Here is a 25,865-nt window from a genome sequence, read left to right as displayed (position 1 = left end):
AGGCGTATTTCCACATTGGAGAAAGATATGAAAAATTGGATGAAATGGTTGGGTGTCGGTGTAGTCGTCACCTTGTTGGGCGCATGCGCAAGCAGCAGCCCGGACGTGATTCAGCGCGGAGATACCCAGCGCATGGCACAGGTGCAGGACGGTGTGGTGCTGTCCATCCGCAACGTGGTTGTTGACGGCAACCAGTCCGGTGTTGGTGCTGCGGTGGGCGGAGTGGTTGGCGCTATTGGTGGTTATGGCGGCAGTGGCGTACAGCGTGAGGCCCAGGTTCTCGGCGTTTTGGCGGGCGTCGCCGGTGCGGCGGCGGGCAATGCCATCGAGCGGTTTTCAACGAAAGAAGAAGCTGTAGAAATCCTGGTGCAGCTGAAGGGCGGAGACCGCCGCGCCATCGTGCAGGCTAAAGGCGGCGAGCAATTGGCCGCCGGTGACCCTGTAATCATCGTGACTACAGGCGGCAAAGTTCGCGTGACCAAGGCACCTAAAAATTGATGTGTGTCAATGCCCTTTAGGGGAGTTGATTTAACAATCGGGGTTCATGTGGGCGCATAGGCGCCCACTTTGCATAAGGGCCCTGACATGGCGGTAGAACTCTATAAAGATGCGCACCATAGCTGCGTGATGTTCAGCGATCTGGTCTCTGATGAGGCCGAGGCAGTCCAGGCCAACCAGTTTTTGATCGTGGACCACGGCCAAGGGGTCATCCTCGATCCGGGTGGCAACATGACCTACAACGAGCTGAACCTGACCATGCGCAAATACATGGCGCCGCAGCATCTCGACTACATCATTGCATCGCACGCGGATCCGGACATCATTGCGTCTTTGGACCGTTGGATGACGTCTACCTCCGCAAAGCTGCTGATCTCCCAGCTCTGGGCGCGCTTTGCCCCCCATTTTTGTAAGGTGGGAAAAACTGAAGATCGGATTACCGCCATACCCGACGAAGGAGGCATCCTGAAATTGGGCAAGTCTGAACTGTGGCTGTTGCCCGCACACTTTATGCATGCCGAGGGTAACTTCCAGTTCTACGATCCGATAAGCAAAATTCTGTTTTCGGGTGATCTGGGAGTTTCCATGGTCTCGGGTCAGGATGCTCAGCAAGCCATCACCAGTTTGCAGCCGATGCCGCCAGGTATGGAGCCTTTTCACCGTCGATACATGGTGAGCAACAAAATTTTGAAGTTATGGGTCCAGATGGTACGAAGGTTGGATATCCACATGATCGTCCCGCAGCATGGCGCGCCTTTGGTTGGTGAGGCCATTCCCCAGTTGCTGAACTGGCTGGACTCTTTGTCGTGTGGCATCGATTTGATGGGTGCGCCGCAATACCAATTGCCTGTCCGCAGTTTGTAGCGGGGCAGAGGGTGGGCTTCCGCTACCATCGCCGTCCATGGCACGACTTCCCCGATTAGCGATAGCAGGGCATTTGCATCACGTACTGCAGCGCGCTGCATCGGGGCAAATGCTGTGCAAGGACAGTGAGGACTTTGAGACCTTTTTGACTGCTCTGCATTCGAATGCTGACGCACTGAACGTAGAGGTCCATGGTTACGTGATCCTTGAAGATCACTTCCACTTGCTGGTGACTCCGGCCACCGCGGAGGGCCTTCCGGCGCTGATGCAGTCACTCGGCCGAAGCTATGTCCGATACTTCAACCGCAAATACAGCCGACGAGGCACCTTGTGGGAAGGGCGGTTCAAATCTGCGGTGCTGCAACCCTTATGGTTTATGCCCGTGTTGATTTTTTTCGACACCCATGCACTCAGGCTTGGCAACAAGGTGGCGCCCGAGGATTACCCCTGGTCTAGCTTTCCCCATTACAGCGGCGCCCGATCAGACAGGCGCATGGCGAGCCACTCCGAATATTGGGGGCTCGGCAATACCCCATTTGCCCGGGAGGCGCGTTACCAGGCCGCAGTCAGGGAGGGCCTCAATTCAGTGCAACTGCAAGAGATCACAGCGTCGGTGACCGGCGGCTGGGTACTGGGTGACCTTGAGTTTGTCGCAAATTTGCAAAAAAGCACACCCCGCAGACTGAGTAAAAAAGCACCGGGGCGACCTAGGAACGCGCTCGAAGACTAGTGTTTTCCCGTGTAAGCGCTTATTTCACGTGCGCTCCATGCTATGAATTTAATATGTCCCCATTAAATATCTCGCTCATCTGACTTGAAATTAAATAGGGTCAGACCCTATTTAAAATTCTTGGCACTTTTGTTGCATTGCAGTATTCTCCAACCCACTGCAATTTTCAGGAGTGCGCCATGACCACGGCAGCCGAAATCCAACACCTTAAAGACCACGGTTTGTATTCCAACGCTAACGAGCACGATGCCTGCGGCGTCGGCTTTGTGGCGCACATCCGGGGCGAGAAAAGCCACGACATCGTCAAGAACGCACTCAAGATCCTCGAAAACCTCGACCACCGCGGAGCCGTGGGTGCTGATGCGTTGATGGGGGATGGCGCCGGTATCTTGATCCAGTTGCCTGACGCGCTGTACCGCGAAGAAATGGCGAAGCAGGGTGTGACCTTGCCGCCCCAGGGCGAGTACGGCGTTGGCATGATCTTCTTGCCCAAAGAGCACGCCTCGCGCCTAGCTTGCGAGCAGGAAATGGAACGCGCCATCAAGGCCGAAGGCCAGGTGCTGCTGGGCTGGCGTGATGTGCCGGTGAACCGCGACATGCCCATGTCGCCCACCGTGCGCGAAAAAGAACCCATCTTGCGCCAAGTGTTCATCGGCCGCGGCAACGACGTGATCGTCCAAGACGCGCTGGAGCGCAAGCTGTATGTAATCCGTAAGACCGCCAGTGCGAACATTCAGGCCCTGGGCTTGACCCACTCTAAAGAGTATTACGTGCCCAGCATGTCCAGCCGCACCGTGGTCTACAAAGGCCTGCTGCTGGCTGACCAGGTGGGTGTGTACTTCAAGGACTTGGAAGACGCCCGTTGCGTGTCCGCCCTCGGCCTAGTGCACCAGCGCTTCTCCACCAACACCTTCCCCGAGTGGCCGCTGGCGCATCCGTACCGCTATGTGGCGCACAACGGTGAAATCAACACCGTCAAGGGCAACTACAACTGGATGAAAGCACGCGAGGGCGTGATGTCCTCCCCCGTGCTGGCGGCCGACTTGCAAAAGCTGTACCCCATCAGCTTTGCCGACCAGTCCGACACCGCCACCTTCGACAACTGCCTCGAGTTGCTGACCATGGCGGGTTACCCCATCAGCCAAGCCGTGATGATGATGATCCCAGAACCCTGGGAGCAGCACACCACCATGGACGAGCGCCGCAAGGCCTTCTATGAATACCACGCCGCGATGATGGAGCCATGGGACGGCCCCGCCTCCATCGTGTTCACCGATGGTCGCCAGATCGGCGCCACTCTGGACCGCAACGGCCTGCGTCCTTCCCGCTACTGCATCACCGATGACGACCTCGTCATCATGGGCTCCGAGTCCGGCGTGTTGCCGGTGCCTGAAAACAAAATAGTGCGCAAGTGGCGCCTGCAGCCCGGCAAGATGTTCCTGATCGATCTGGAGCAAGGCCGCATGATTGATGACGAAGAGCTCAAAGCCAGCCTCGCCAACAGCAAGCCCTACAAGCAGTGGATCGAGAACCTGCGCATCAAACTCGACAACGTCTCCTTCGACGAGCGCCGCACTGACAGCGCCCTGTCGGCCGTGGTGGCCGGCGTAGAGCCCAAGCGCATAACTGATCAGGTGAGTTTGCTGGATCGCCAGCAAGCGTTTGGTTTCACCCAAGAAGACTTGAAATTCCTGATCGCCCCCATGGCGACCGCCGGCGAAGAGGCTATCGGCTCCATGGGCAACGACAGTCCCTTGGCCGTGTTGTCTGACAAAAACAAGCCGCTCTACAGCTACTTCAAGCAGCTGTTTGCACAGGTGACCAACCCGCCGATCGACCCGATCCGCGAAGCCATCGTCATGTCGCTGGTGTCCTTCATCGGACCCAAGCCCAACCTGTTGGACATCAACCAGGTCAACCCACCCATGCGTCTAGAGGTGAGCCAGCCCGTGCTGGACTTCGCCGACATGGCCAAGGTGCGCAACATCGAGCACCACACCCAAGGCAAGTTCCGCAGCTACACGCTGGACATTACGTACCCCCTGGCATGGGGCCATGAGGGCGTCGAAGCCAAGCTGGCATCGTTGTGTGCAGAGGCTGTTGATGCCATCAAGAGTGGCAACAACATTCTGATCATCAGCGACCGCAACATCAGCGCCACCCAAGTGGCTATTCCGGCCCTGTTGGCTCTGTCCTCCATCCACCAGCATCTGGTGCGTGAAGGCCTGCGCACCACTGCCGGTCTGGTGGTCGAAACTGGTACTGCCCGCGAAGTGCACCACTTTGCCGTGTTGGCCGGCTACGGCGCAGAAGCCGTGCACCCCTACCTCGCCATGGAAACCCTGCAAAGCATCCACAAGGAGCTGCCGGGCGACCTGAGCGCCGAGAAAGCCATCTACAACTACATCAAGGCGATCGGCAAGGGCCTGTCCAAGATCATGTCCAAGATGGGCGTGTCGACCTATATGTCGTACTGCGGTGCGCAGTTGTTCGAAGCCATCGGCCTGAACACCGAAACCATCGACAAGTACTTCACCCGCACCCCGAGCAAGGTGGAAGGCATTGGTGTGTTCGAGATCGCGGAAGAGGCAATCCGCATGCACAAGCTCGCTTTCGGCGACAGCCCTGTGCTGGCCAACGCCTTGGACGCCGGTGGCGAATACGCATGGCGCACCCGCGGTGAAGACCACATGTGGACACCCGATGCCATTGCCAAGCTGCAGCACTCCACCCGTGCCAACAACTGGAACACCTACAAAGAGTACGCCCAGATCATCAACGACCAGTCCAAGCGTCACCTGACTTTGCGCGGCCTGTTTGAGTTCAAGGTGGACCCCACCAAGGCCATTCCACTGGAAGAGGTTGAGTCCGCCAAGGAAATCGTCAAGCGCTTTGCAACTGGCGCCATGTCCTTGGGCTCCATTTCTACCGAGGCGCACGCCACTTTGGCCGTGGCCATGAACCGTATCGGCGGCAAGAGCAACACCGGCGAAGGTGGTGAAGACGCAGCGCGTTACCGCAACGAACTCAAAGGCATCCCGATCAAGCAGGGCGACAGCCTCAAGAGCGTGATCGGTGCTGAGAACGTGGAAGTGGATCTGCCCTTGCTGGCGGGCGACTCCCTGCGCAGCCGCATCAAGCAAGTCGCGTCCGGCCGTTTCGGTGTGACCGCCGAGTACCTGTCCAGTGCAGACCAGATCCAGATCAAGATGGCCCAAGGCGCCAAGCCCGGCGAAGGCGGTCAGTTGCCTGGTGGCAAGGTCTCTGAGTACATCGGCAAGCTGCGTCACTCGGTACCCGGCGTGGGCCTGATTTCGCCTCCTCCACACCACGACATTTACTCGATCGAAGATTTGGCCCAGCTGATCCACGACTTGAAAAACGTGGCTCCGCACTCCGGTATCAGCGTGAAGCTGGTGTCCGAAATCGGTGTGGGCACCATTGCGGCCGGCGTTGCCAAGTGCAAGGCTGACCACGTGGTGATCGCCGGGCACGACGGCGGCACCGGCGCGTCCCCTTGGTCTTCTATCAAGCATTGCGGCAGCCCATGGGAAATCGGACTGGCCGAAACCCAGCAGACTTTGGTGCTCAACCGCTTGCGTAGCCGCATCCGCGTGCAGGCTGACGGCCAGATGAAAACCGGCCGCGACGTCGCGATCGGTGCCTTGTTGGGTGCTGATGAGTTCGGCTTTGCCACCGCACCGCTGGTGGTGGAAGGCTGCATCATGATGCGCAAGTGCCACCTCAACACCTGCCCCGTGGGCGTGGCGACCCAAGACCCCGTGCTGCGCGCCAAGTTCTCCGGCAAGCCTGAGCACGTGGTGAACTATTTCTTCTTCATCGCTGAAGAAGTGCGCCAGATCATGGCCCAGCTGGGTATCCGCAAGTTCGACGACATGATCGGCCGTTCCGACCTGCTCGACACCCGCAAGAGCATCGAGCACTGGAAGGCGCAGGGCCTGGATTTCAGCCGTCTCTTTGCCCAGCCCAACGTTCCTGCCGACGTGCCGCGCTTCCAGGTGCTGGAGCAAGACCACGGCTTGGAGAAGGCTTTGGACAATGTGCTGATCGCCAAGAGCCGCGCCGCTATCGACAAGGGTGAAAAGGTCCAGTTCATGGAGCGCGCCCGTAACGTCAACCGTTCGGTGGGCGCCATGCTCTCCGGTGCGGTGACCAAAGTGCACCCTGAGGGCTTGCCGGATGACACCATCCGCATCCAGCTCGAAGGCACAGGCGGCCAGTCTTTCGGCGCATTCCTGGCCAAGGGCATTACCTTGTACTTGATTGGTGATGCCAACGACTACACCGGCAAGGGCCTCTCCGGCGGCCGCGTGGTGGTGCGTCCTAGCATCGACTTCCGTGGCGAAGCCATTCGCAACACCATCGTGGGCAACACCGTGATGTACGGTGCCACAACCGGTGAAGCCTTCCTGAGTGGTGTGGCAGGCGAGCGCTTTGCGGTGCGTCTGTCTGGCGCTACGGCAGTTGTCGAAGGTACCGGCGACCACGGTTGCGAGTACATGACCGGCGGCACCGTGGCCGTTCTGGGCAAAACCGGCCGCAACTTCGCAGCGGGTATGAGCGGCGGTATCGCCTACGTGTATGACGAAGACGGCCAGTTCGCCAAGCGCTGCAACACCGCTATGGTCAGCCTGGAGAAGGTGCTGACTGCTGCTGAGCAAGCTACTGCGGTCGACAAGGCTGTGTGGCACCGCGGTGAGTCGGACGAAGCCCAACTCAAGAAACTGCTGGAAGACCACAACCGTTGGACTGGCAGCAAGCGCGCGCGTGAATTGCTGGACAACTGGGATGTATCCCGTGCCAAGTTCGTGAAGGTATTTCCCAATGAGTACAAACGTGCTCTGGGTGAAATTAATGCACGCAAATCGGCTCCAGCCCCCGCAAAGACTGCGGTGGCTGCTACAAAAAAAGAAGCAGCCGCAGCCAAGTAAGGCTGGCTTGATCTAACGCACAAGGACCTACATCATGGGAAAAGTCACTGGCTTCATGGAGTTTGAGCGCATCGAAGAGGGCTACAAGCCCGTCACCGAGCGCTTGAAGAATTACAAAGAGTTTGTGATCGGCTTGGACGACGCACAAGCCAACAAACAAGCAGCCCGCTGCATGGACTGCGGCACACCGTTTTGCAACAACGGCTGCCCGGTCAACAACATCATTCCGGACTTCAACGACCTCGTGTTCCGCAAGGACTGGAAGGCCGCAATCGACACGCTGCACAGCACCAACAACTTCCCCGAGTTCACCGGTCGCATCTGCCCCGCACCATGCGAAGCAGCCTGCACCTTGAACGTCAACGAAGAAGCGGTGGGCATCAAGTCGATCGAGCACGCCATCATCGACCGCGCATGGCACGAAGGCTGGGTGACTCCCCAGCCCTCGACCGTGAAGACCGGCAAAAAGGTCGCAGTCGTCGGTTCCGGCCCGGCCGGTATGGCGGCAGCTCAGCAGCTGGCCCGCGTCGGTCACGACGTGACCTTGTTCGAAAAGAACGATCGCATTGGCGGCCTGCTGCGCTACGGCATTCCTGACTTCAAGATGGAGAAGTCCCACATCGACCGCCGCGCAGAGCAGCTGGTCGCTGAGGGCGTCACTATCCGCACCAGCGTATTGGTCGGCGAAATGCCTAAAGATTCCAAGGTCACCAACTGGGCCAAGGAAACCATTTCCCCCGAGCAGCTCAAGAAAGACTTTGACGCCGTGCTGTTGACCGGTGGCTCCGAGCAATCGCGTGACCTGCCCGTGCCCGGCCGCGACCTCGACGGCATCCACTTCGCCATGGAGTTCCTGCCTCAGCAGAACAAGGTCAATGCGGGCGACAAGCTCAAGGGCCAGCTGCGTGCCGATGGCAAGCATGTCATCGTCATCGGCGGTGGCGACACCGGCTCCGATTGCGTGGGTACCTCTAACCGCCATGGCGCGGTCAGCGTGACCCAGTTCGAGGTGATGCCGCAGCCCCCTGAAGAAGAAAACCGCCCCATGACTTGGCCTTACTGGCCCCTGAAGCTGCGTACCAGCTCCAGCCATGAAGAGGGTTGCGAACGTGTGTTTTCCATCTCTACCAAAGAGTTCATCGGCGAAAAAGGCAAGGTCACCGGCCTCAAGACCGTGCAAGTCGAGTTCAAAGACGGCAAGCTGGTCGATGTGCCCGGCACTGAAAAAGTTCTCAAGGCCGACCTCGTGTTGCTGGCCATGGGCTTTGTGAACCCGGTGGCGACCGTGCTGGAGTCCTTCGGTATTGACAAGGACGCTCGTGGAAACGCCAAGGCAACGACCGACTTCACCGGTGGCTACGCCACCAATGTGCCCAAGGTTTTTGCCGCAGGCGACATCCGTCGCGGCCAGTCGCTGGTGGTGTGGGCCATCCGTGAAGGCCGCCAGGCTGCCCGTGCGGTCGATGAGTTCCTGATGGGCTTTACCGAGCTGCCGCGCTAATAAGGGTTTTCCCCCTTATCATTCCAAGGCCGGGCACATCCCGGCCTTCTTGCTTTATGGCTCCAACATCTTCTACTGCACTGGTTGAACTCAAGAACGTCTCCTTCGGCTACGGGGAGCGTCGCATTCTGGATGGCGTCAGCCTCACCGTACCTCGCGGCAAAGTCACAGCCCTCATGGGAGCCTCAGGCGGCGGTAAAACGACCGTGCTGCGCCTCATCGGCGGGCAGAACCGCGTGCAAAGCGGTCAGGTTCTGCTGCACGGCGCGCAGGACGGCGAGGCTTCGCAGGATGTGTCTCAGCTCGGCGCTAAAAGCCTGTATGCGGTCCGCCGCCGCATGGGCATGCTGTTTCAGTTCGGGGCCCTGTTCACAGATCTGAGCGTGTTTGACAACGTAGCCTTTCCCCTGCGCGAGCACACCGGCCTGCCCGAAGCGCTGATCCGTGACATCGTGCTGATGAAGCTTAACGCCGTGGGCCTGCGGGGAGCCCGGGACTTGATGCCCTCGGAAGTGTCAGGGGGCATGGCCCGTCGCGTAGCACTGGCGCGGGCGATTGCCCTGGACCCAGAGTTGGTCATGTACGACGAGCCCTTTGCAGGCCTCGACCCGATTTCATTGGGCACCGCAGCCCGCCTGATCCGCCAGCTTAACGATGCCATGGGCCTGACCAGCATCGTGGTGTCCCACGACCTGGAAGAAACTTTTCATATTGCAGACCAGGTCATCGTCCTGGCCAACGGGAAAATTGCAGCCCAGGGAACACCGCAAGAGGTGCGCGACAGCGTAGACCCCTTGGTGCACCAATTCGTCAATGCACTGCCGGAAGGTCCGGTGCGTTTCCATTACCCCGCAGCCCCCGTGGATGCGGACTTTTCTGCCGGACTCCACCCATGAAGTTCCTTCACCCGGCTGAACTCGGCTTCGCCGTCCGTAGCAAACTGGCGGATGCGGGTGCCGGTGCCCGATTGTTTTTCCGTCTTGTGGCGTCAATCGGGGCGGTGTTGCGCCGTCCTGCCTTGTTGCGTGATCAGATTCACTTCATGGGGAATTACTCCCTCGCCATCATTGCGGTGTCAGGGGTGTTCGTCGGCTTCGTGATGGGCCTGCAGTACTACTACGGGCTGCAGCGCTTTGGTGCTGCGGATTCGGTGGGCATGTTGATCAGCCTGAGCCTGGTGCGGGAGTTTGGCCCCGTGCTGACAGCCTTGCTGTTTGCCGGGCGCGCCGGAACGTCGCTGACCGCTGAAATCGGTCTCATGAAGGCCGGTGAGCAACTCAGTGCCATGGAGATGATGGCTGTTGATCCGGTCTCGCGCATCCTGGCGCCGCGTTTCTGGGCGGCCATCATTGCCATGCCCATCCTCGCCGCTATTTTCAGTGCCGTCGGTGTGCTGGGGGGCTGGGTGGTGAGTGTGCCCATGATCGGTATTGATTCCGGTGCTTTCTGGAGCCAGATGCAGAGCGGGGTGGATGCGTGGGTTGACGTGGGCAATGGCGTTATCAAAAGCGTAGTGTTCGGGTTTGCGGTGAGTTTTATCGCCCTGTTGCAGGGTTTTGAGGCCCAGCCCACCCCCGAAGGTGTGGCCCGCGCCACAACCCGCACGGTGGTCGTAGCATCGCTCACCGTGTTGGCACTGGACTTTGTCCTGACCGCCATGATGTTTAGTATTTGAGGGTAGAAAAATGCAGCGTTCAAAAAATGATCTGTGGGTGGGCGTGTTTGTGTTGCTCGGTGCTTTGGCGCTAGCGTTCCTGGCACTGCAGTCCGCCAATCTGTTGAGCTTCAGCGTGGACAAGGGTTACGCAGTCACGGCCAAGTTCGACAACATCGGCGGACTCAAGCCCAAGGCGGCCGTCAAAAGTGCGGGTGTCGTGGTCGGCCGGGTGGAGTCCATTGGCTTTGACGACAAAACTTTCCAAGCCAAGGTGAACTTGTCGATGGACAAGCGCTTTGCGTTCCCCAAAGACAGCTCGCTCAAAATTTTGACCAGTGGCTTGTTGGGCGAGCAGTACATCGGTATTGAAGCCGGTGCCGACAGCGCCAACCTCGCGGCCGGCGATGTCATCAGCACCACCCAAAGCGCGGTGGTGTTAGAAAACCTGATCAGCCAGTTCCTGTACAGCAAAGCGGCGGACGGCCCATCCGGGAAAGAGTCACCATGAAACGCCTTGCAGTTATGCGCTGGTTCGCTGTTGCGGCGGTGGTGTGCCTCCAGGGGTGCGCCACGGTGGCCAACCCCGATCCACGGGATCCGCTGGAGTCCATCAACCGCACCATGTTCGGCTTCAATGATGCGGTGGACCGCGCGGTCCTCAAACCGGTGGCGACTGCCTACGTCGATACAGTTCCTTCCTGGGGCCGCAAAGGCATCAACAACTTTTTCGGCAACCTCAGTGACCTGTGGTCTGCCGTGAACAACGGACTGCAGTTGCGCGGCCAGGCCTTCGGCGACAGCGTGGGCCGTGTCATGGTTAACAGCACCATCGGGTTGGGCGGTTTGATCGATGTGGCCAGCGATTTGAATATCGAAAAGCACCCCTCCAACTTCAACATTACCCTGGGCCACTGGGGGGTAGGTGCCGGGCCCTATGTGGTGCTGCCGCTGCTCGGCCCATTTACATTGCGTGAGGTCGCAGCATTGCCCATTGACCGCCAAGGCAATCTGGTCAACCAAGTTGCCGACGAGGGCACCCGCACCGGGCTCACGGTGGTGAATGTGGTGGATACCCGCTCCACCTATCTGGCAGCGGAAGGGGTGGTGAATGGCGCAGCGCTCGATCGCTACTCGTTTACCCGCGATGCGTATTTGCAGCGCCAGCGTTATCAGGTGTATGACGGCAATCCGCCGGACGAAGAACCCTCTGAGCCGTAAGGCTGAAGCGGGTGGCGCGACTAACCATCGCCGAAGTGGATAATCTGGGCCTGTTTGAGGGACGATGAATGTTAAAGAAACGTGGATTTTTGGGTGGTGTGTTCAGTGCGTTGGTGCTGGGTGCCATGTGGGCGCCGCTGACTGTTTTGGCCGACGACGAGGCCCCCGATGTGCTGATCAAGCGCTTGTCGGTCGATGTGCTCGACACCATCAAGGCGGACAAAACCCTTCGCACAGGCGAGCTCACCAAAATCATTGCGTTGGTGGACAGCCGCATCATGCCCAACGTGAATTTCCAGCGCATGACAGCGTCTGCCGTGGGCCCCGGCTGGCGCCAGGCCAGCCCGGAGCAACAAAAGCGCTTGCAAGACGAGTTCAAGACCCTGCTGGTTCGCACCTATGCCGGCGCTTTGGCGCAGGTGAGCGACCAGACCATTGCCATGAAGCCCCTGCGCGCAGCGCCGGAGGATAAAGAAGTGGTGGTTCGTACCGAAATCAAAGGGAAGGGTGATCCCATCCAGCTCGACTACCGCTTGGAAAAAACCCCGGGCGTGGGCGCAGGCTGGAAGATCTACAACCTGAACGTGTTGGGCGTGTGGCTGGTGGAAACCTACCGCAGCCAGTTTGCCCAGCAGATCAATGCCAAGGGTGTCGATGGACTGATCGACGCCTTGGCTGAACAAAACAAGGCCAACGCCAAGAAAGGCTGATGTGCTGAAACTGCCCGCCACCATGACCCACGAGGTCGCACCCGCCTGCTTGTCCGAACTGCGCGACGGACTGCAGCACGAAGCCGGCACCGTGGTGATTGATGGTGAGCGTTTGCAGCGCTTCGACTCCTCGGCTTTGGCAGTGTTGTTGGAGCTGCGGCGCGAATGCGCCAAGGCCGGCAAGTTGTTTGCAGTGCAAAAGCTCCCGGCTCGTTTGCGCGACCTCGCTGCGCTGTATGGGATTGACGCACTCCTCAAGCCCGCATAAGCGCGGCAGCGTAAAATCGCGGGTTCTTTATGCCCGCCATCTCCTTCCAATCCATCTCCAAGACGTATCCCTCGCCCAAGGGGCCGAAAGGCTCAACCTTCAAGGCAGTCGATAACGTCAGTCTCAACATCGAGCAGGGCGAATTCTTCGGTCTCCTTGGCCCCAACGGAGCGGGCAAAACCACCATGATCAGCATGCTCGCAGGGCTGTCGCGGCCCACCAGCGGCAGCGTGAGCGTGTTGGGCAGCGATGTGCAGGCCGACTATGCCGATGCGCGCCGCAAGCTCGGCGTCGTGCCGCAGGAGCTGGTGTTTGACCCCTTTTTCAATGTGCGCGAGATGCTGCGCATCCAGTCCGGTTACTTCGGCCTGCGCAACAACGAAGCCTGGGTGGACGAGTTGCTGGAAGGCCTGGGCCTGGCCGACAAAGCCAATGCCAACATGCGCCAACTCTCCGGCGGCATGAAGCGCCGCGTGCTGGTGGCGCAAGCGCTGGTGCACAAACCCCCCGTCATCGTGCTGGACGAGCCCACCGCCGGGGTGGATGTCGAGCTGCGCCAGACCCTTTGGCAGTTTGTCGCCAACCTCAACAAGCAAGGCAGCACCGTGCTGCTGACCACCCACTACCTCGAAGAAGCCGAAGCCCTGTGTGGGCGCATTGCCATGCTCAAGACCGGCCGCATTGTGGCCTTGGACAAAACCAGCGACCTGCTTAAAGCCGCCAGCAGCAACGTGTTGCGGTTCAAAACTGCAGACGCCTTGCCCGCCGACCTGGCTGCGCGCGCCCGCATTACCGGCCGCATTGTCCAGCTGCCCGCCAACAGCGCGCTGGAGATTGAAAACTACCTGGCCGCAGTGCGCCAAGCCGGTGTCACGGTGGAAGACGTGGAAATCCGCAAAGCCGATCTGGAGGACGTGTTCCTCGACGTCATGAACCAGCAAGGAGCACAAGCATGAACGGCTGGCAAACCCTGCTCTACAAAGAAACGCTGCGTTTCTGGAAGGTCGCCGCGCAAACCATCGCCGGCCCCGTGCTCACGGCCATGCTCTACCTGCTGATCTTCGGCCACGCTCTGGAGAGCCATGTGAAGGTGTACGACCAGGTCAGCTACACCGCCTTTCTGGTGCCTGGCCTGGCCATGATGAGCTTGCTGCAAAACGCTTTTGCCAACAGTTCGTCTTCGCTCATCATGAGCAAGGTCATGGGCAACCTGGTGTTTTTGTTGCTCACCCCCTTGTCGTACTGGAACTGGTTCGTGGCCTACGTGGGCGCAGCCGTCATCCGCGGTTTGGTGGTGGCGCTGGGAGTGTTTGTGGTGGCTGCTTTTTTTGCCCCCATGAGCTACGCCGCACCGGTGTGGATTCTGGTTTTCGCGGTGCTGGGCGCGACCCTGATGGCAGCGCTCGGCCTCATTGCCGGTCTGTGGGCTGAAAAGTTTGACCAGCTGGCCGCCTTCCAGAACTTTGTGGTCATGCCCATGACGTTTTTGAGCGGGGTGTTTTACTCCATCCATTCCCTGCCCGCGTTCTGGCAAGGGGTGAGCCACTTCAACCCGTTTTTCTACATGATCGACGGCTTCCGCTACGGCTTCTTCGGCATCAGCGATGTGTCGCCGTGGCTGAGCCTCTCGGTGGTCGGTGGCGCCACGGTGCTGGTGAGCCTGATCGCCCTTCAATTGCTGCGCAGCGGCTACAAAATCCGCAGCTGAACCTTTTATGACCGCAGACCAACTCCAAGCCCTCATTACCGCCGGCCTCGCCTGCGACCATTGCGCACTCGAAGGCGATGGCCGTCACTGGTACGCCACCATCGTGTCGCCCGAATTCGAGGGCAAACGCCTCGTGCAGCGCCAGCGCTTGGTGTACGCCACCTTGGGCAACCGCATGCAAACCGACGAGGTACACGCCTTGTCCATGAAGACTTTTTCGCCCGCTGAGTGGGCAGCCCAGTCCGCCTGAGGCGCACGCAACCCCGAGAGCCCGCCATGAGCGCAGACATGATTACCCTGGCCCTGTCCAAAGGCCGCATCTTTGAAGAAACCGTGCCCCTGCTCAAAGCCGCAGGCATTGAGGTGCTGGACGACCCCGAAAAATCGCGCAAGCTGATTCTCGACACCAACCAGCCCAACGTTCGTGTGCTGGTGGTGCGCGCCACCGACGTGCCCACCTATGTGCAATACGGCGGTGCCGACCTGGGCATTACCGGCAAAGACACGCTCCTGGAGCACGGCAGCCAAGGCCTCTACCAGCCGCTGGACTTGCAAATTGCCAAGTGCCGTATCAGCGTGGCGGTGCGTGCCGACTTTGACTACGCCTCGGCCGTCAAGCAAGGCTCCCGCCTGAAAGTGGCTACCAAATACGTAGCCATTGCGCGCGAGTTTTTCGCCAGCAAGGGCGTGCACGTGGACCTGATCAAGCTCTACGGCAGCATGGAGCTCGCACCCTTGGTGGGCTTGGCCGACGCGATTGTGGACTTGGTCTCCACCGGCAACACGCTCAAGGCCAACCATCTCGTCGAGGTGGAGCGCATCATGGACATCAGCTCCCGCCTGGTGGTCAACCAAGCCGCGCTCAAGCTCAAGCAAGAACCCATCCGCAAAATCATCGACGCCTTTGCCGGTGCCGTCGGCAAGTAACTCCGGAAACTATTTTGCTATGAATTTTGTAGCTGCTCCCGCACGTCTTTCGACAGCTAGCGCCACTTTTGAGGCTGATTTCAAGGCGCGCCTGCATTGGTCTGCGGACACCGACGCCGCCATCGAGCAGCGCGTGGCCGACATCCTGGCCGACGTGCAGCTGCGTGGTGATGCCGCCGTGCTGGAGTACACCGCCCGTTTCGACGGCCTGAGCGCCCCCGACATGAAAGCGCTGGAGCTGACCCAGGCCGAGCTCAAAGCCGCGTTTGACAGCATTCCCGCAGACCAGCGCTCTGCGCTGGAGGCCGCCGCAAAGCGCGTACGCAGCTACCACGAAGCACAAAAGAAGGCCTCCGGCGAGAGCTGGACCTACCGCGACGAAGACGGCACGCTCTTGGGCCAAAAGGTCACGCCGCTGGACCGCGTGGGCATTTATGTGCCCGGCGGCAAAGCGGCGTACCCCAGCAGCGTGTTGATGAACGCCATCCCCGCCCACGTGGCCGGAGTGGACGAAATCATCATGGTGGTGCCTACGCCCAAGGGCGAGAAGAACGCACTGGTGCTGGCTGCCGCCTATGTGGCCGGCGTCACCCGCGCCTTCACCATCGGTGGCGCGCAAGCCGTGGCTGCATTGGCCTATGGCACTGCCACCATTCCCGCGGTGCACAAAATCACCGGCCCCGGCAACGCCTATGTGGCCGCCGCCAAGCGCCGCGTGTTTGGCACGGTGGGCATCGACATGATTGCCGGCCCCAGCGAAATTTTGGTGCTGGCCGACGGCACCACGCCGCCCGACTGGGTGGCCATGGACTTGTTCAGCCAGGCCGAGCACGACGAGCTGGCGCAAAGCATTTTGCTGTGCCCCGACGCGGCTTACATCGAGCAAGTGCAGCAAAGCATCAACCGCCTGCTGCCCGAAATGCCGCGCGCCGAGATCATTGCCAAGAGCCTTACCGGCCGTGGCGCACTGATCCGGACCCGCAGCATGGAAGAAGCCTGCGACATCAGCAACCGCATCGCGCCCGAGCACTTGGAAGTAAGCAGCAATGACCCGCACCGCTGGGAGTCGCTGCTCAAGCACGCCGGTGCCATCTTTTTGGGCGCCTACACCTCCGAGAGCCTAGGCGACTACTGCGCTGGCCCCAATCACGTGCTGCCCACCAGCGGCACCGCACGGTTTAGCAGCCCGCTGGGCGTGTACGATTTCCAGAAGCGCAGCAGCCTGATCGAGGTGAGCGAGCAGGGCGCGCAGGCGCTGGGGCAGATCGCCTCGGTGCTGGCCCACGGCGAGGGCCTGCAAGCCCATGCGCGTGCGGCGGAAATGCGATTGAAGTAAGGTTGCGCGCATCAGGACGACCAAGCCCTATGCGCACCACACCTCACACCCCTAACAATCTCTCCCTGCTGCGGCAAGCGGCAGCCATGTTCGCCCTGTGTCTTGCTGCGGCCTCCACCGCCCAGGCCATGACCATCCGCGAAATGCGGGCCTTGGAGAAGACCGAGAAACAAGGCAGCACCTACACCGACTACTACCTCGTCGGCGTTATGGAGGGGGCGCTAGAGGCCCACGCCCAAGCAGTGCGCGCCGGAGCCCCCGCCAGCATCTGTCTCAACGGCCGCAGGCTGGAGCCCAGCATGGCCAAAAACATCTACACATCCGAACTCAAGCGCAACGCCGACCTCTACGAGGCCGACTTCCCGGTGCAACTGGTGGTGGTGAACGCGCTGGGGACGGTTTATCCCTGTTTGTGAATCCGTTAGGTTTTTTTGCTATCTATTCGATAGCTGCTTGCGCATATTTCGTAAGGGCTAGGGTCCGAAAAGCCTAAGAATTCGGCGGGAGTTGGCGGTTCGGTTTGTTTTGAATCCGGTCTGTAGCAGTGTGACGTTGTGTGTGAGCGCACAGTGAGGCAATTGGGGTATGCAGGCTAGGGTTTTGAGCAACGCCGAAGCCAAGGGGCGCCGAAGGCGTCCGACTTGGGCGACCAGTTAAACAGTCGCACGAGCAGCAGCCTTCCGCGTGAAGCTAGTGACCTCGGTTATGAAAAACGCCCAAGGCACGCAGAACATCGCGGGCATCATTAGCAGGCCCGCTGGAACACCCGAACCGGCGCTCAGCGCTATGCTGAGTATCAACACCAGAACACTAAGCGAGAGAGACCAGAATCCGACGTAGCCAAGCGCCTTTTGAAGCCCCACAAATGAAGCCGGTGTTCGCTCCTTCTTCACTACGAATAACCAAATCCGTCGCAGGACCAAAAACATCATTGCATATCCCAGAAGCATCGTAAGCGCGCGTGGAGGGGCCCAAGCAAACGTAAAAGGAAGCAAAGATCCAAACGAAAAAAGAAGTGAAAGAAGCGAGTTGTATGGAACTTGAACTTTCAGCAGCGTCAATAAGGACACGACAAGCCAATGCAAAGTCGGGAGTGCGACCAATACAGTGCACAAAAAGTAGGCAATGGATCTCATAGGCTCTCGCTGTTTAACGTGATGTATCTGAGTCGGATATTCCGGCAGATTTACCAGCCTAATTGGCCTCCAGCCCTCGCGGAATAAGCGCAAGCTGCTCATATAAAGATAGCGGTAAACCCGCCAGCCTCCATGTGCTCTTTTTAGCTTGAGCAGCCATCATCGTTCACCCCTCCCGTTTTTTGCTTTCGTCGCACTATAGCCCGAGGCACGTGCGCGATGCTCGTTGGCCCTATCCATAAACCCTAGAAAATTCACACGAATTTCGTGCAACACGAATTTCGTGTAAACTGCCTTCAAATGAAAAACGTCACCATCACCGTTGAAGACGCCACCCTGGAGTGGGTGCGGATCGAGGCGGCGCGGCGTAACACCAGCGTGTCGCGCTTGGTGGGTGAGATGCTCACCGACAAGATGCAGCACGACGACGCCTACGCCCGCGCCCAGCGCGATTGGGTGGCGGATACGTCCAGCTTCAGCTCGGGTGGCAAGGCGTACCCAGCTCGGGATCTCCACAATGGCTAGCCCGCTCGACACCTCCGGCGCCATTGTGTTTGTAGACACCAATGTGCTGCTGGCCGCCGACGACGCGTTTGACGCCGCCCGCCAAGCCCGTGTGCGCGAATGGCTGCAGGCGCTGTGGCAGCGCCGGGCAGGGCGCATCAGCACCCAGGTGCTCAACGCCTATTACGTGGGGGCCACCCGCCACTTCGCCATGCCGCAGGGCGATGCGCGCGCCAAGCTGCGCCGCTACCAGCTCTGGCAGCCTTGGCAGATTGACCACCAGACGGTAGAAACCGCCTGGGGCGTGGAAGCCCGCTTCGGCCTGCCGTATTGGGACGCACTGGTGGTGGCCGCCGCCGCGCAGAGCGGGGCCAGCCATGTGCTGTCGTTCGACCTGCAGCACGGCCAGCAGATGGACGGCATCACCATCCTGAACCCTTTGCAAGCCACGCCCGCCGACCTGGCGCTGGCCGACTAGTTTTTTTGAAAGCCACTGCATGACTTCTTCAGCTGATACTTCTGCCGACATAGCCGCTGACGTTCAGGCGCTGATTGCGCGCCGCATCCGCCAGGATGTGCAGAGCATGCACGCCTACGCCATCCAAGACTCCAAAGGCATGGTCAAGCTCGATGCCATGGAGAACCCGTTTTCGCTGCCCGCCCACCTGCAAGCCGAGTTGGGCCAACGCCTGGGCGCGCTGGCGCTGAACCGCTACCCCGATGGCCGTGTGGATGATTTGCGCACCGCACTCGCCGCCTATGCCGGCATGCCGGCCGGCCACGACATCATGCTGGGCAATGGCTCGGACGAGCTGATCAGCCTGCTCTCCATGGCCTGCGATGTGCCCGCCCAGCCGGGCGAAGCCCGCCCTGTGGTGCTGGCGCCCACGCCGGGTTTTGTGATGTACGCCATGAGCGCGCAGCTGCAGGGGCTGGACTTTGTGGGCGTGCCGCTCACCGAAGACTTTGCCCTCGATGTGCCCGCCATGGTGCAGGCCATCACCGAGCGGCAGCCCGCCATCGTCTACCTGGCTTACCCCAACAACCCCACCGCCAACCTGTGGGACGAGGCCGACATGGCCACGGTCATCGCCGCAGCCAAGCAGGCCGGCAGCATCGTGGCGGTGGACGAGGCCTACCAGCCGTTCTCCAGCCGCACCTTCATGGACGTGATTCGCGCCAACCCCGCCGCCCACAGCCATGTGGTGCTGATGCGCACCCTGAGCAAGTTCGGCTTGGCCGGTGTGCGCCTGGGCTACATGACTGGCCCGGCCGCCCTGATCGGCCAGATTGACAAGGTGCGCCCGCCCTACAACATCAGCGTGCTCAACTACGAGTGCGCGCTGTTTGCCTTGGAGCATCAAGAGGCTTTTGCGGCGCAAGCCCAAGAGATATGTGCGCAACGCGCTATGCTTTTAGGAGCATTGCGCGCCATGCCCGGCGTGAAAGCCTGGGACAGCGATGCCAATATGGTGCTGGTCCGCTTTGCCGGTGCCGACGATGCAGCCCAAAAAGTCTTCGATGGTTTGAAGGCGCGCGGGGTGCTGGTCAAGAACGTTTCTAAAATGCACCCATTGCTGGCCCGTTGTTTGCGTTTGACGGTTGGCACCGCCGACGAAAACGCCCGACTGATTCAGGCCCTGCAGGAAATACTATGAACCCCCACGCTTACATTCGTTCGCTGCCCCCCAAGGGGGCCGTCGCCTCCTTGGAGGCGGCTCGGCAGGAGTCGCTATGAGCAATTACCCACTGACTGAAGTTTCCACCGCCATGCCGGCCCGCGTTGCCGAGGTGTCGCGCAACACGGCCGAGACCAAAATCCGCGTGCGCATCAATATCGATGGCACCGGCGTGAGCCGCTTGTCCACCGGCATCGGCTTTTTTGACCACATGCTCGACCAGATTGCCCGCCACGGGCTGATCGACCTCGACATCGAGGCCGAAGGCGACTTGCACATTGACGGCCACCACACCGTGGAAGACGTGGGCATCACCCTCGGGCAGGCGTTTGCCAAAGCGGTGGGCGACAAAAAAGGTATTCGCCGCTACGGACACGCCTATGTGCCGCTGGACGAAGCCTTGAGCCGCGTGGTGATCGACTTTTCGGGCCGCCCGCAGCTGGAGATGGATGTGCCCTTCAAGAGCGGCATGATCGGCGCGTTTGACACCCAGCTCACGCACGAGTTTTTTCAGGGTTTTGTGAACCACGCGCTGGTGACCCTGCACATTGACAACCTCAAGGGCGAAAACGCCCACCACCAGGCCGAAACCGTATTCAAGGCCTTTGCCCGCGCACTGCGCTCCGCCCTGGAGTTCGACCCGCGCGCACTGGGCGTGATTCCCTCCACCAAAGGATCGCTCTGATGAAAAAAGTGGCAGTCGTCGATTACGGCATGGGAAATTTGCGCTCGGTCACCCAGGCGGTGATGCATGTCGCAGCCGATGCAGGTGTCGAAGTCGTGTGGGCCCGCACTGCGCAAGAGGTAATGGACGCCGAACGCGTGGTGCTGCCGGGCCAGGGCGCCATGCGCGACTGCATGCGCGAGTTGCACGACTCCGGCATGTTCGATGCCGTCATGCATGCCGCTGCCCACAAGCCGCTCATGGGCGTGTGTGTGGGCATGCAAATGCTGCTCGACCACTCGCAAGAGCAAGACACGCCCTCGCTGGGCCTGATTCCTGGCGAGGTGGTCAAGTTTGAGCTGGCAGGGCAAATTCAGCCCGATGGCAGCCGCTACAAAGTGCCCCAAATGGGCTGGAACCGCGTGTGGCAAACCGGCGCCGCCGATGCTGCACTGCGGCACCCGGTGTGGGGCGATGTGCCGGACGGCGCTTACTTTTACTTTGTGCACAGCTACTACGCCCAACCGTCGGATGCGCGCCACAGCGTGGGCGAGACCGAATACGGCCAGCGCTTCTCTTGCGCCATTGCGCGCGATAATATTTTCGCGACGCAATTCCACCCCGAGAAGAGCGCCGAACATGGTTTAGCCCTGTACCGAAATTTCCTGCACTGGAACCCTTGATTCTTTTTCCTTGCCGCACCTCTGCATTTGGCAAAGCGACCTCTTTTTTCCTCCAACCCTGAAGCACCATGCTTTTAATTCCTGCGATTGACCTCAAAGACGGCCACTGCGTTCGCCTCAAACAAGGCGATATGGACCAATCCACCACTTTCGGCGAAGACCCTGCGGTCATGGCCCGAAGCTGGGTTGACAAAGGCGCGCGCCGCCTGCACCTGGTAGACCTGAATGGCGCGTTTGCCGGCCATCCAAAGAACGAGGTGGCCATCCGCAAGATTTTGAAAGAAGTGGGCGGCGAGATTGATGTGCAGCTGGGTGGCGGTATCCGCGACCTGGACACCATCGAGCGCTATCTGGATGCGGGCTTGCGCTACGTGATCATCGGCACCGCAGCGGTTAAAAACCCCGGCTTTTTGCAGGACGCCTGCACCGCATTTGGCGGCCACATCATCGTGGGCCTGGACGCGCGCGACGGCAAGGTAGCCACCGACGGCTGGAGCAAGCTCACCCGCCACGACGTGGTGGACCTGGGCAAGAAGTTTGAAGACTACGGCGTCGAATCCATCATCTACACCGACATCGGCCGCGACGGCATGCTCTCGGGCATCAACATCGACGCCACCGTCAAGCTCGCCCAGGCGCTGACCATTCCCGTGATCGCCTCGGGTGGCTTGTCCAACATGGCAGACATTGAGGCATTGTGCGAAGTAGAGAGTGAAGGCGTAGAAGGTGTGATCTGCGGCCGCGCCATCTACAGCGGCGATCTCGACTTTGAAAAAGCCCAGCTCCGCGCTGATGAGTTGAACGGCTGATGCTCGCTAAACGCATCATTCCGTGCCTGGACGTGACCGGTGGTCGCGTCGTCAAAGGCGTCAATTTTGTCGAGCTGCGCGATGCCGGTGACCCGGTGGAGATTGCCGCCCGCTACAACGACCAGGGCGCCGACGAGCTCACCTTCCTCGACATCACGGCCACCAGCGATGGGCGCGACCTGATCCTGCACATCATCGAAGCCGTGGCATCCCAGGTGTTTATTCCGCTCACCGTGGGTGGTGGCGTGCGGGTGGTCGAAGATGTGCGCCGCCTGCTCAATGCCGGTGCCGACAAGGTCAGCTTCAACTCCGCTGCATTGGCCAACCCGCAAGTGATTGAAGACGCTTCGCACAAGTATGGTTCGCAGGCCATTGTGGTCGCCATCGACGCCAAGCGGCGCTCGGCTGAAGACGCCGCCACCCGTGGCGCCGGCTGGGATGTCTACAGCCACGGTGGGCGTAAAAACACCGGTCTCGATGCCGTGGTGTGGGCGACCGAAATGGCCCGGCGTGGGGCTGGTGAGATTTTGCTCACCAGCATGGACCGCGACGGCACCAAGAGCGGTTTTGACCTGGCGCTGACCCGCGCGGTGGCAGACGCCATCAGTGTGCCGGTGATTGCTAGCGGTGGCGTAGGCAACCTCGACCATCTGGCCGATGGTGTGCAGCAGGGTGGGGCGGACGCCGTGTTGGCGGCCAGCATCTTCCACTACGGTGAATACACCGTGGGCCAAGCCAAGGCCCGTATGGCCGAGCGGGGAATTCCCGTCCGGATTTAAGCCTTTTTGGCCTCTAGCCCTCGCTAATATTGCGCGAGTAGCTATTAAAAAAGTAGCAAATGGACACTCCCACTACCCCTCCCGTCAGCTGGATCAAGCACATTCGCTGGGACTCCAAAGGCCTGGTGCCGGTGATTGCGCAAGAGCAAACCACCGGCGATGTGCTGATGTTTGCCTGGATGAACCGCGAAGCGTTGCAAAAAACGGTGGAGCTCGGGCAGGCGGTGTATTTCAGCCGCTCGCGTGACAAGCTCTGGTTCAAGGGCGAGGAGTCGGGCCATGTGCAGAAAGTCCATGAGATTCGCATGGACTGCGACAGTGACGTTATCTTGCTCAAAGTGACCCAGTTGGGCCACGAGCCGGGGATTGCCTGCCACACCGGTCGCCACAGCTGCTTCTTCAGTGTGCTGAAGGACGGCGTGTGGGCGGCGGTGGACCCGGTGCTGAAAGACCCTGAATCCATTTACAAGTAAAGCGCGTATTCACACCATGCAGGACACAATCACTTCCCAAGACGCGCTGGCCCATTTGGCCGCGGTCATTGAAAGCCGCAAAGCCGCCAACGGGGGTGACCCCGAGGCCAGCTATGTGGCTCGCCTGCTGCACAAAGGCCCTGACGCCTTTTTGAAGAAAATCGGCGAAGAGGCCACCGAAGTGGTGCTCGCCGCCAAAGACGCCGACTACGGCGGCGACAAAAACAAGATCGTCTACGAAATGGCGGACCTGTGGTTCCACAGCATGGTGGCATTGGCCCACTACGGGCTGAGCCCTGCCGACGTCATTGCCGAGCTGGAGCGCCGCTTGGGCACCAGCGGCTTGGAAGAAAAAGCCTTGCGCAAGGCCGTGGCCCGCGAAGCCGAGTCGAAATAAGGAGCCAAGCCATGAGCCAAGACTTTACGACGCCTGCCACGCCAGACCAAACCCTGTTGCTCAAGCTGCAAGGGCTCAACACGGTGGGGACGATCAGCTATGTGCTGCACCTCATTGTGGCGGTGGCGGCATTTATTCCCGGTGGGCAGTTCGGCATGACGCTGCTGGTCGTGGCCTTGATACTGGACTTGGTCAAGCGCGATGACGCAGTCGGCACCTGGCATGCATCGCATTTCCGGTGGCGCATCCGTTCCGTTATTTTTGCGGGGCTGGCCTATGCACTGACCTTCCCCTTGTTCTTCTTGTTCTACTTTCCCGGGGCTATTGCCTGGGCTGTCATATCGGTGTGGTTTCTCTACCGTATCGTGACGGGCTTTATGGCTATGAACAAAGGTCAGGAGATTGGTGCATGAGCGAGCACACCCACAGCGCCCACGATCCGAATTGCATTTTTTGCAAGATCGTGGCCAAGCAGATTCCGTCCAAGGTGGTCTTTGAGGACGAGCTGGTGTACGCCTTTCACGACATCAACCCGTGGGCGCCGGTGCACTTTTTGCTGATTCCCAAAGCCCATATTCCCAGCATGGCCCACATTACGGCGGAGCATGGCGCTCTGATGGCGCACATGATGTCCTTGGTGCCGCAGTTGGCATTGAAGGAGGGCTGCAACCCCTATCCGGAAGGCGGCTACCGTTTGGTGACCAACACCGGGGTGGAAGGGGGCCAAGAGGTCCATCACTTGCATTTTCATGTCATGGGTGGTCCGCGCCCTTGGCTGAGAGGTTAGTTGCTCCGGGTGGGCGACTAGAATTCAATTTATCGTTAGGAGTACATCATGGGTTCTTTTTCTATCTGGCACTGGTTAATCGTTCTGCTGATCGTGGTGATGGTGTTCGGCACCAAAAAGCTCAAGAACATCGGCTCCGATCTGGGTGGAGCCGTAAAGGGCTTTAAGGACGGCATGAAAGACGGCACCGCTCCCGCGGCCGACGACAAAGCCGCTCCTGCACAGCAAGTGGCCAACGCTTCTGAAAAAACCACGATCGACGTGGAAGCCAAGCAAAAAAACTGAGCTAGTCCTGCGTGATTGATCTCGGAATTTCCAAAATGGCGCTGATCGGCGCGGTGGCGTTGATCGTCATCGGGCCGGAGAAGCTGCCTCGGGTAGCCCGCACGGTGGGTGCCTTGCTGGGCAAGGCGCAGCGATACGTGGCGGACGTCAAAGCTGAGGTCAACCGGTCGATGGACTTGGACGAGTTGAAGAAAATGCGTGAAACCGTAGAAGGTGCTGCGCGTGATGTTGAAAACTCCATCCAAACCACTGCGTCTGACTTTGAAAACACCTGGTCGGCCACCACGGATGCGGCGCTGGAGTCTGAGCCTCCGAGCTACAAGCATCCCAACAAGAATTGGCGCCTGAAGCAGGGTGCCATGCCGCAGTGGTACAAGGCCCGCAACGGGGTGCGCACACGTGCTCTCTCGGGCGCCGCAAGGGTGGCCCGCTTCCGTCCTCCACGCGTCCGTTAAACGGAGCACAACAATTTCGCCATGTCTACTGAAAATCAACCGCAAGACGAGCTTGCCGGAACCGAGCAGCCGTTCGTCCAGCATTTGATGGAGTTGCGCGACCGCTTGGTCAAAGCCGCGATTGCAGTGGGCATCGCTATGGCGGTGTTGGCGCTGTACCCGGGCCCGGCCGCGCTGTATGACTTCTTGGCCCAGCCTTTGATTGCCTCTTTGCCGGAGGGCGGCAAGCTGATTGCGACCTCGGTGATTTCGCCATTCCTGGTGCCGCTCAAGATCATGCTGATGACAGCATTCCTGATTGCGCTACCGGTGGTGCTGTGGCAGATGTGGGCATTTGTGGCGCCCGGCCTCTACAGCCATGAGAAGAAACTGGTCTTGCCGCTGGTGGTGTCCAGCACAGTGCTGTTCTTCATTGGCGTGGCGTTTTGCTACTTTTTCGTCTTCGGGCAGGTTTTCAAGTTCATCCAGAGCTTCGCACCCAAAAGCATTGCCGCGACGCCGGATATCGAGGCGTATCTGGACTTTGTGTTGTCCATGTTCCTGGCATTCGGCCTGGCGTTTGAAGTGCCCATCGTTGTGGTGGTGCTCGCCCGAATGGGCATCGTCTCTGTCGAAAAACTCAAGGCCTTTCGTAGCTATTTCATAGTGCTGGCGTTTGTGGTGGCTGCTATCGTGACGCCGCCCGATGTGGTGTCGCAACTGGCGCTAGCAATTCCGATGTGTATCTTGTACGAGATCGGCATTTGGGCAGCGCAGATTTTCATCAAACACACGCAGGCTCCGGCCGAAGAGTCCAGTTCCGCCTAAGCGCGCAACTGCCTAGATCTGCAACCCCCGCCTCCGTG

31 protein-coding genes are annotated in these 25,865 nt (G+C 59.8%); all 31 read left to right on the top strand.

Annotated features, from left to right (window positions below; translation table 11 throughout):
• The first annotated feature begins 27 nt into the window (after positions 1 to 27).
• The 31 genes from QZW03_RS06975 to tatC all read left to right on the top strand — a co-directional run bounded on the left by QZW03_RS06975 (position 28) and on the right by tatC (position 25,827).
• On the top strand, positions 28 to 498 hold the full coding sequence (locus QZW03_RS06975; RefSeq protein WP_296509253.1) for a hypothetical protein: 471 nt from the start codon (positions 28 to 30) through the stop codon (positions 496 to 498).
• A gap of 87 nt (positions 499 to 585) precedes the next feature.
• Positions 586 to 1,362: an MBL fold metallo-hydrolase gene (locus QZW03_RS06970; RefSeq protein ID WP_296509252.1), complete on the top strand. Its 777-nt coding sequence runs from the start codon at positions 586 to 588 to the stop codon at positions 1,360 to 1,362.
• Positions 1,363 to 1,435: 73 nt separating this feature from the next.
• Positions 1,436 to 2,092: a transposase gene (locus tag QZW03_RS06965; protein ID WP_366481432.1), complete on the top strand. Its 657-nt coding sequence runs from the start codon at positions 1,436 to 1,438 to the stop codon at positions 2,090 to 2,092.
• A gap of 179 nt (positions 2,093 to 2,271) precedes the next feature.
• Positions 2,272 to 7,044: a glutamate synthase-related protein gene (locus tag QZW03_RS06960; protein WP_296509250.1), complete on the top strand. Its 4,773-nt coding sequence runs from the start codon at positions 2,272 to 2,274 to the stop codon at positions 7,042 to 7,044.
• Positions 7,045 to 7,078: 34 nt separating this feature from the next.
• Positions 7,079 to 8,545, top strand: coding sequence for a glutamate synthase subunit beta (locus QZW03_RS06955; RefSeq protein ID WP_296509249.1), 1,467 nt, complete (start codon positions 7,079 to 7,081; stop codon positions 8,543 to 8,545).
• Between the two features lie 56 nt (positions 8,546 to 8,601).
• Positions 8,602 to 9,441, top strand: coding sequence for an ABC transporter ATP-binding protein (locus tag QZW03_RS06950; protein WP_296509248.1), 840 nt, complete (start codon positions 8,602 to 8,604; stop codon positions 9,439 to 9,441).
• Complete coding sequence (mlaE, locus tag QZW03_RS06945) at positions 9,438 to 10,220, top strand: lipid asymmetry maintenance ABC transporter permease subunit MlaE (protein WP_296509247.1); 783 nt, start codon at positions 9,438 to 9,440, stop codon at positions 10,218 to 10,220. The genes QZW03_RS06950 and mlaE overlap by 4 nt, the downstream gene beginning before the upstream one ends.
• 10 nt (positions 10,221 to 10,230) lie before the next feature.
• Entirely contained in the window at positions 10,231 to 10,710 is a 480-nt protein-coding gene (mlaD, locus tag QZW03_RS06940) for an outer membrane lipid asymmetry maintenance protein MlaD (protein WP_296509246.1), read from the top strand.
• On the top strand, positions 10,707 to 11,420 hold the full coding sequence (locus tag QZW03_RS06935) for a VacJ family lipoprotein (RefSeq protein WP_296509245.1): 714 nt from the start codon (positions 10,707 to 10,709) through the stop codon (positions 11,418 to 11,420). The genes mlaD and QZW03_RS06935 overlap by 4 nt, the downstream gene beginning before the upstream one ends.
• A gap of 125 nt (positions 11,421 to 11,545) precedes the next feature.
• The gene (locus QZW03_RS06930) at positions 11,546 to 12,130 is read left to right on the top strand and encodes a phospholipid-binding protein MlaC (RefSeq protein ID WP_296509311.1); all 585 of its coding nucleotides are present in this window, start codon (positions 11,546 to 11,548) and stop codon (positions 12,128 to 12,130) included.
• Position 12,131: 1 nt separating this feature from the next.
• Positions 12,132 to 12,398, top strand: a complete 267-nt coding sequence (locus tag QZW03_RS06925; RefSeq protein ID WP_296509244.1) for an STAS domain-containing protein — start codon at positions 12,132 to 12,134, stop codon at positions 12,396 to 12,398.
• A gap of 29 nt (positions 12,399 to 12,427) precedes the next feature.
• Positions 12,428 to 13,354, top strand: a complete 927-nt coding sequence (locus tag QZW03_RS06920; RefSeq protein WP_296509243.1) for an ABC transporter ATP-binding protein — start codon at positions 12,428 to 12,430, stop codon at positions 13,352 to 13,354.
• The gene (locus QZW03_RS06915) at positions 13,351 to 14,106 is read left to right on the top strand and encodes an ABC transporter permease (protein ID WP_296509242.1); all 756 of its coding nucleotides are present in this window, start codon (positions 13,351 to 13,353) and stop codon (positions 14,104 to 14,106) included. Before QZW03_RS06920 ends, QZW03_RS06915 begins: the two co-directional genes overlap by 4 nt.
• 7 nt (positions 14,107 to 14,113) lie before the next feature.
• Entirely contained in the window at positions 14,114 to 14,356 is a 243-nt protein-coding gene (locus QZW03_RS06910; RefSeq protein ID WP_296509241.1) for a BolA family protein, read from the top strand.
• 38 nt (positions 14,357 to 14,394) lie between these two features.
• Entirely contained in the window at positions 14,395 to 15,033 is a 639-nt protein-coding gene (gene hisG / locus QZW03_RS06905) for an ATP phosphoribosyltransferase (RefSeq protein ID WP_296509310.1), read from the top strand.
• Between the two features lie 19 nt (positions 15,034 to 15,052).
• On the top strand, positions 15,053 to 16,369 hold the full coding sequence (hisD, locus tag QZW03_RS06900) for a histidinol dehydrogenase (protein WP_296509240.1): 1,317 nt from the start codon (positions 15,053 to 15,055) through the stop codon (positions 16,367 to 16,369).
• Between the two features lie 29 nt (positions 16,370 to 16,398).
• Positions 16,399 to 16,785 carry a Rap1a/Tai family immunity protein gene (locus QZW03_RS06895; protein WP_296509239.1) on the top strand — a complete coding sequence of 129 codons (387 nt, stop codon included), beginning with the start codon at positions 16,399 to 16,401 and terminating at the stop codon, positions 16,783 to 16,785.
• Between the two features lie 1,020 nt (positions 16,786 to 17,805).
• Positions 17,806 to 18,030 carry a CopG family transcriptional regulator gene (locus QZW03_RS06890; protein ID WP_296509238.1) on the top strand — a complete coding sequence of 75 codons (225 nt, stop codon included), beginning with the start codon at positions 17,806 to 17,808 and terminating at the stop codon, positions 18,028 to 18,030.
• Positions 18,023 to 18,487: a PIN domain-containing protein gene (locus tag QZW03_RS06885; protein WP_296509237.1), complete on the top strand. Its 465-nt coding sequence runs from the start codon at positions 18,023 to 18,025 to the stop codon at positions 18,485 to 18,487. Before QZW03_RS06890 ends, QZW03_RS06885 begins: the two co-directional genes overlap by 8 nt.
• 19 nt (positions 18,488 to 18,506) lie before the next feature.
• Positions 18,507 to 19,667, top strand: coding sequence for a histidinol-phosphate transaminase (gene hisC / locus QZW03_RS06880; protein ID WP_296509236.1), 1,161 nt, complete (start codon positions 18,507 to 18,509; stop codon positions 19,665 to 19,667).
• Between the two features lie 91 nt (positions 19,668 to 19,758).
• Positions 19,759 to 20,373 carry an imidazoleglycerol-phosphate dehydratase HisB gene (gene hisB / locus QZW03_RS06875; protein ID WP_296509309.1) on the top strand — a complete coding sequence of 205 codons (615 nt, stop codon included), beginning with the start codon at positions 19,759 to 19,761 and terminating at the stop codon, positions 20,371 to 20,373.
• Positions 20,373 to 21,035: an imidazole glycerol phosphate synthase subunit HisH gene (hisH, locus tag QZW03_RS06870; protein WP_296509235.1), complete on the top strand. Its 663-nt coding sequence runs from the start codon at positions 20,373 to 20,375 to the stop codon at positions 21,033 to 21,035. The genes hisB and hisH overlap by 1 nt, the downstream gene beginning before the upstream one ends.
• Before the next feature lie 68 nt (positions 21,036 to 21,103).
• Positions 21,104 to 21,844 carry a 1-(5-phosphoribosyl)-5-[(5-phosphoribosylamino)methylideneamino]imidazole-4-carboxamide isomerase gene (gene hisA / locus QZW03_RS06865; protein ID WP_296509234.1) on the top strand — a complete coding sequence of 247 codons (741 nt, stop codon included), beginning with the start codon at positions 21,104 to 21,106 and terminating at the stop codon, positions 21,842 to 21,844.
• On the top strand, positions 21,844 to 22,623 hold the full coding sequence (hisF, locus tag QZW03_RS06860; protein WP_296509233.1) for an imidazole glycerol phosphate synthase subunit HisF: 780 nt from the start codon (positions 21,844 to 21,846) through the stop codon (positions 22,621 to 22,623). Before hisA ends, hisF begins: the two co-directional genes overlap by 1 nt.
• A 59-nt stretch (positions 22,624 to 22,682) precedes the next feature.
• The gene (gene hisI / locus QZW03_RS06855; protein ID WP_296509232.1) at positions 22,683 to 23,096 is read left to right on the top strand and encodes a phosphoribosyl-AMP cyclohydrolase; all 414 of its coding nucleotides are present in this window, start codon (positions 22,683 to 22,685) and stop codon (positions 23,094 to 23,096) included.
• Between the two features lie 16 nt (positions 23,097 to 23,112).
• The gene (locus QZW03_RS06850) at positions 23,113 to 23,493 is read left to right on the top strand and encodes a phosphoribosyl-ATP diphosphatase (RefSeq protein WP_296509231.1); all 381 of its coding nucleotides are present in this window, start codon (positions 23,113 to 23,115) and stop codon (positions 23,491 to 23,493) included.
• Positions 23,494 to 23,504: 11 nt separating this feature from the next.
• Positions 23,505 to 23,906 (top strand): hypothetical protein, encoded by a 402-nt coding sequence (locus tag QZW03_RS06845; RefSeq protein WP_296509230.1) that lies wholly within the window; start codon positions 23,505 to 23,507, stop codon positions 23,904 to 23,906.
• Positions 23,903 to 24,280, top strand: coding sequence for a histidine triad nucleotide-binding protein (locus QZW03_RS06840; protein ID WP_296509229.1), 378 nt, complete (start codon positions 23,903 to 23,905; stop codon positions 24,278 to 24,280). Before QZW03_RS06845 ends, QZW03_RS06840 begins: the two co-directional genes overlap by 4 nt.
• A gap of 48 nt (positions 24,281 to 24,328) precedes the next feature.
• A complete protein-coding gene (gene tatA, locus QZW03_RS06835; protein ID WP_296509228.1) occupies positions 24,329 to 24,565 on the top strand; it encodes a Sec-independent protein translocase subunit TatA in 237 nt (78 codons plus the stop codon).
• An 11-nt stretch (positions 24,566 to 24,576) separates the two neighbouring features.
• Complete coding sequence (gene tatB, locus QZW03_RS06830) at positions 24,577 to 25,020, top strand: Sec-independent protein translocase protein TatB (protein WP_296509227.1); 444 nt, start codon at positions 24,577 to 24,579, stop codon at positions 25,018 to 25,020.
• A gap of 21 nt (positions 25,021 to 25,041) precedes the next feature.
• Positions 25,042 to 25,827, top strand: coding sequence for a twin-arginine translocase subunit TatC (gene tatC, locus QZW03_RS06825; RefSeq protein WP_296509226.1), 786 nt, complete (start codon positions 25,042 to 25,044; stop codon positions 25,825 to 25,827).
• Positions 25,828 to 25,865: the final 38 nt, after the last annotated feature.

The sequence above is a fragment of the Rhodoferax sp. genome (genome assembly GCF_013297935.1).
In the GTDB taxonomy this organism is placed as follows: Bacteria; Pseudomonadota; Gammaproteobacteria; order Burkholderiales; family Burkholderiaceae_C; genus Allorhodoferax.
The sequence above is the reverse complement of the archived record's forward strand: the minus strand, read 5'-3'. Positions and strand labels throughout refer to the sequence as shown.

Coding starts and splice junctions, on each gene's coding strand:
- QZW03_RS06975 (WP_296509253.1), top strand. CDS start 28: ATGAAAAATTGGATGAAATGGTTGGGTGTCGGTGTAGTCGTCACCTTG.
- QZW03_RS06970 (WP_296509252.1), top strand. CDS start 586: ATGGCGGTAGAACTCTATAAAGATGCGCACCATAGCTGCGTGATGTTC.
- QZW03_RS06960 (WP_296509250.1), top strand. CDS start 2,272: ATGACCACGGCAGCCGAAATCCAACACCTTAAAGACCACGGTTTGTAT.
- QZW03_RS06955 (WP_296509249.1), top strand. CDS start 7,079: ATGGGAAAAGTCACTGGCTTCATGGAGTTTGAGCGCATCGAAGAGGGC.
- QZW03_RS06950 (WP_296509248.1), top strand. CDS start 8,602: ATGGCTCCAACATCTTCTACTGCACTGGTTGAACTCAAGAACGTCTCC.
- mlaE (WP_296509247.1), top strand. CDS start 9,438: ATGAAGTTCCTTCACCCGGCTGAACTCGGCTTCGCCGTCCGTAGCAAA.
- mlaD (WP_296509246.1), top strand. CDS start 10,231: ATGCAGCGTTCAAAAAATGATCTGTGGGTGGGCGTGTTTGTGTTGCTC.
- QZW03_RS06935 (WP_296509245.1), top strand. CDS start 10,707: ATGAAACGCCTTGCAGTTATGCGCTGGTTCGCTGTTGCGGCGGTGGTG.
- QZW03_RS06930 (WP_296509311.1), top strand. CDS start 11,546: ATGTGGGCGCCGCTGACTGTTTTGGCCGACGACGAGGCCCCCGATGTG.
- QZW03_RS06920 (WP_296509243.1), top strand. CDS start 12,428: ATGCCCGCCATCTCCTTCCAATCCATCTCCAAGACGTATCCCTCGCCC.
- QZW03_RS06915 (WP_296509242.1), top strand. CDS start 13,351: ATGAACGGCTGGCAAACCCTGCTCTACAAAGAAACGCTGCGTTTCTGG.
- QZW03_RS06910 (WP_296509241.1), top strand. CDS start 14,114: ATGACCGCAGACCAACTCCAAGCCCTCATTACCGCCGGCCTCGCCTGC.
- hisG (WP_296509310.1), top strand. CDS start 14,395: ATGATTACCCTGGCCCTGTCCAAAGGCCGCATCTTTGAAGAAACCGTG.
- hisD (WP_296509240.1), top strand. CDS start 15,053: ATGAATTTTGTAGCTGCTCCCGCACGTCTTTCGACAGCTAGCGCCACT.
- QZW03_RS06895 (WP_296509239.1), top strand. CDS start 16,399: ATGCGCACCACACCTCACACCCCTAACAATCTCTCCCTGCTGCGGCAA.
- QZW03_RS06890 (WP_296509238.1), top strand. CDS start 17,806: ATGAAAAACGTCACCATCACCGTTGAAGACGCCACCCTGGAGTGGGTG.
- QZW03_RS06885 (WP_296509237.1), top strand. CDS start 18,023: ATGGCTAGCCCGCTCGACACCTCCGGCGCCATTGTGTTTGTAGACACC.
- hisC (WP_296509236.1), top strand. CDS start 18,507: ATGACTTCTTCAGCTGATACTTCTGCCGACATAGCCGCTGACGTTCAG.
- hisH (WP_296509235.1), top strand. CDS start 20,373: ATGAAAAAAGTGGCAGTCGTCGATTACGGCATGGGAAATTTGCGCTCG.
- hisA (WP_296509234.1), top strand. CDS start 21,104: ATGCTTTTAATTCCTGCGATTGACCTCAAAGACGGCCACTGCGTTCGC.
- hisF (WP_296509233.1), top strand. CDS start 21,844: ATGCTCGCTAAACGCATCATTCCGTGCCTGGACGTGACCGGTGGTCGC.
- hisI (WP_296509232.1), top strand. CDS start 22,683: ATGGACACTCCCACTACCCCTCCCGTCAGCTGGATCAAGCACATTCGC.
- QZW03_RS06850 (WP_296509231.1), top strand. CDS start 23,113: ATGCAGGACACAATCACTTCCCAAGACGCGCTGGCCCATTTGGCCGCG.
- QZW03_RS06845 (WP_296509230.1), top strand. CDS start 23,505: ATGAGCCAAGACTTTACGACGCCTGCCACGCCAGACCAAACCCTGTTG.
- QZW03_RS06840 (WP_296509229.1), top strand. CDS start 23,903: ATGAGCGAGCACACCCACAGCGCCCACGATCCGAATTGCATTTTTTGC.
- tatA (WP_296509228.1), top strand. CDS start 24,329: ATGGGTTCTTTTTCTATCTGGCACTGGTTAATCGTTCTGCTGATCGTG.
- tatC (WP_296509226.1), top strand. CDS start 25,042: ATGTCTACTGAAAATCAACCGCAAGACGAGCTTGCCGGAACCGAGCAG.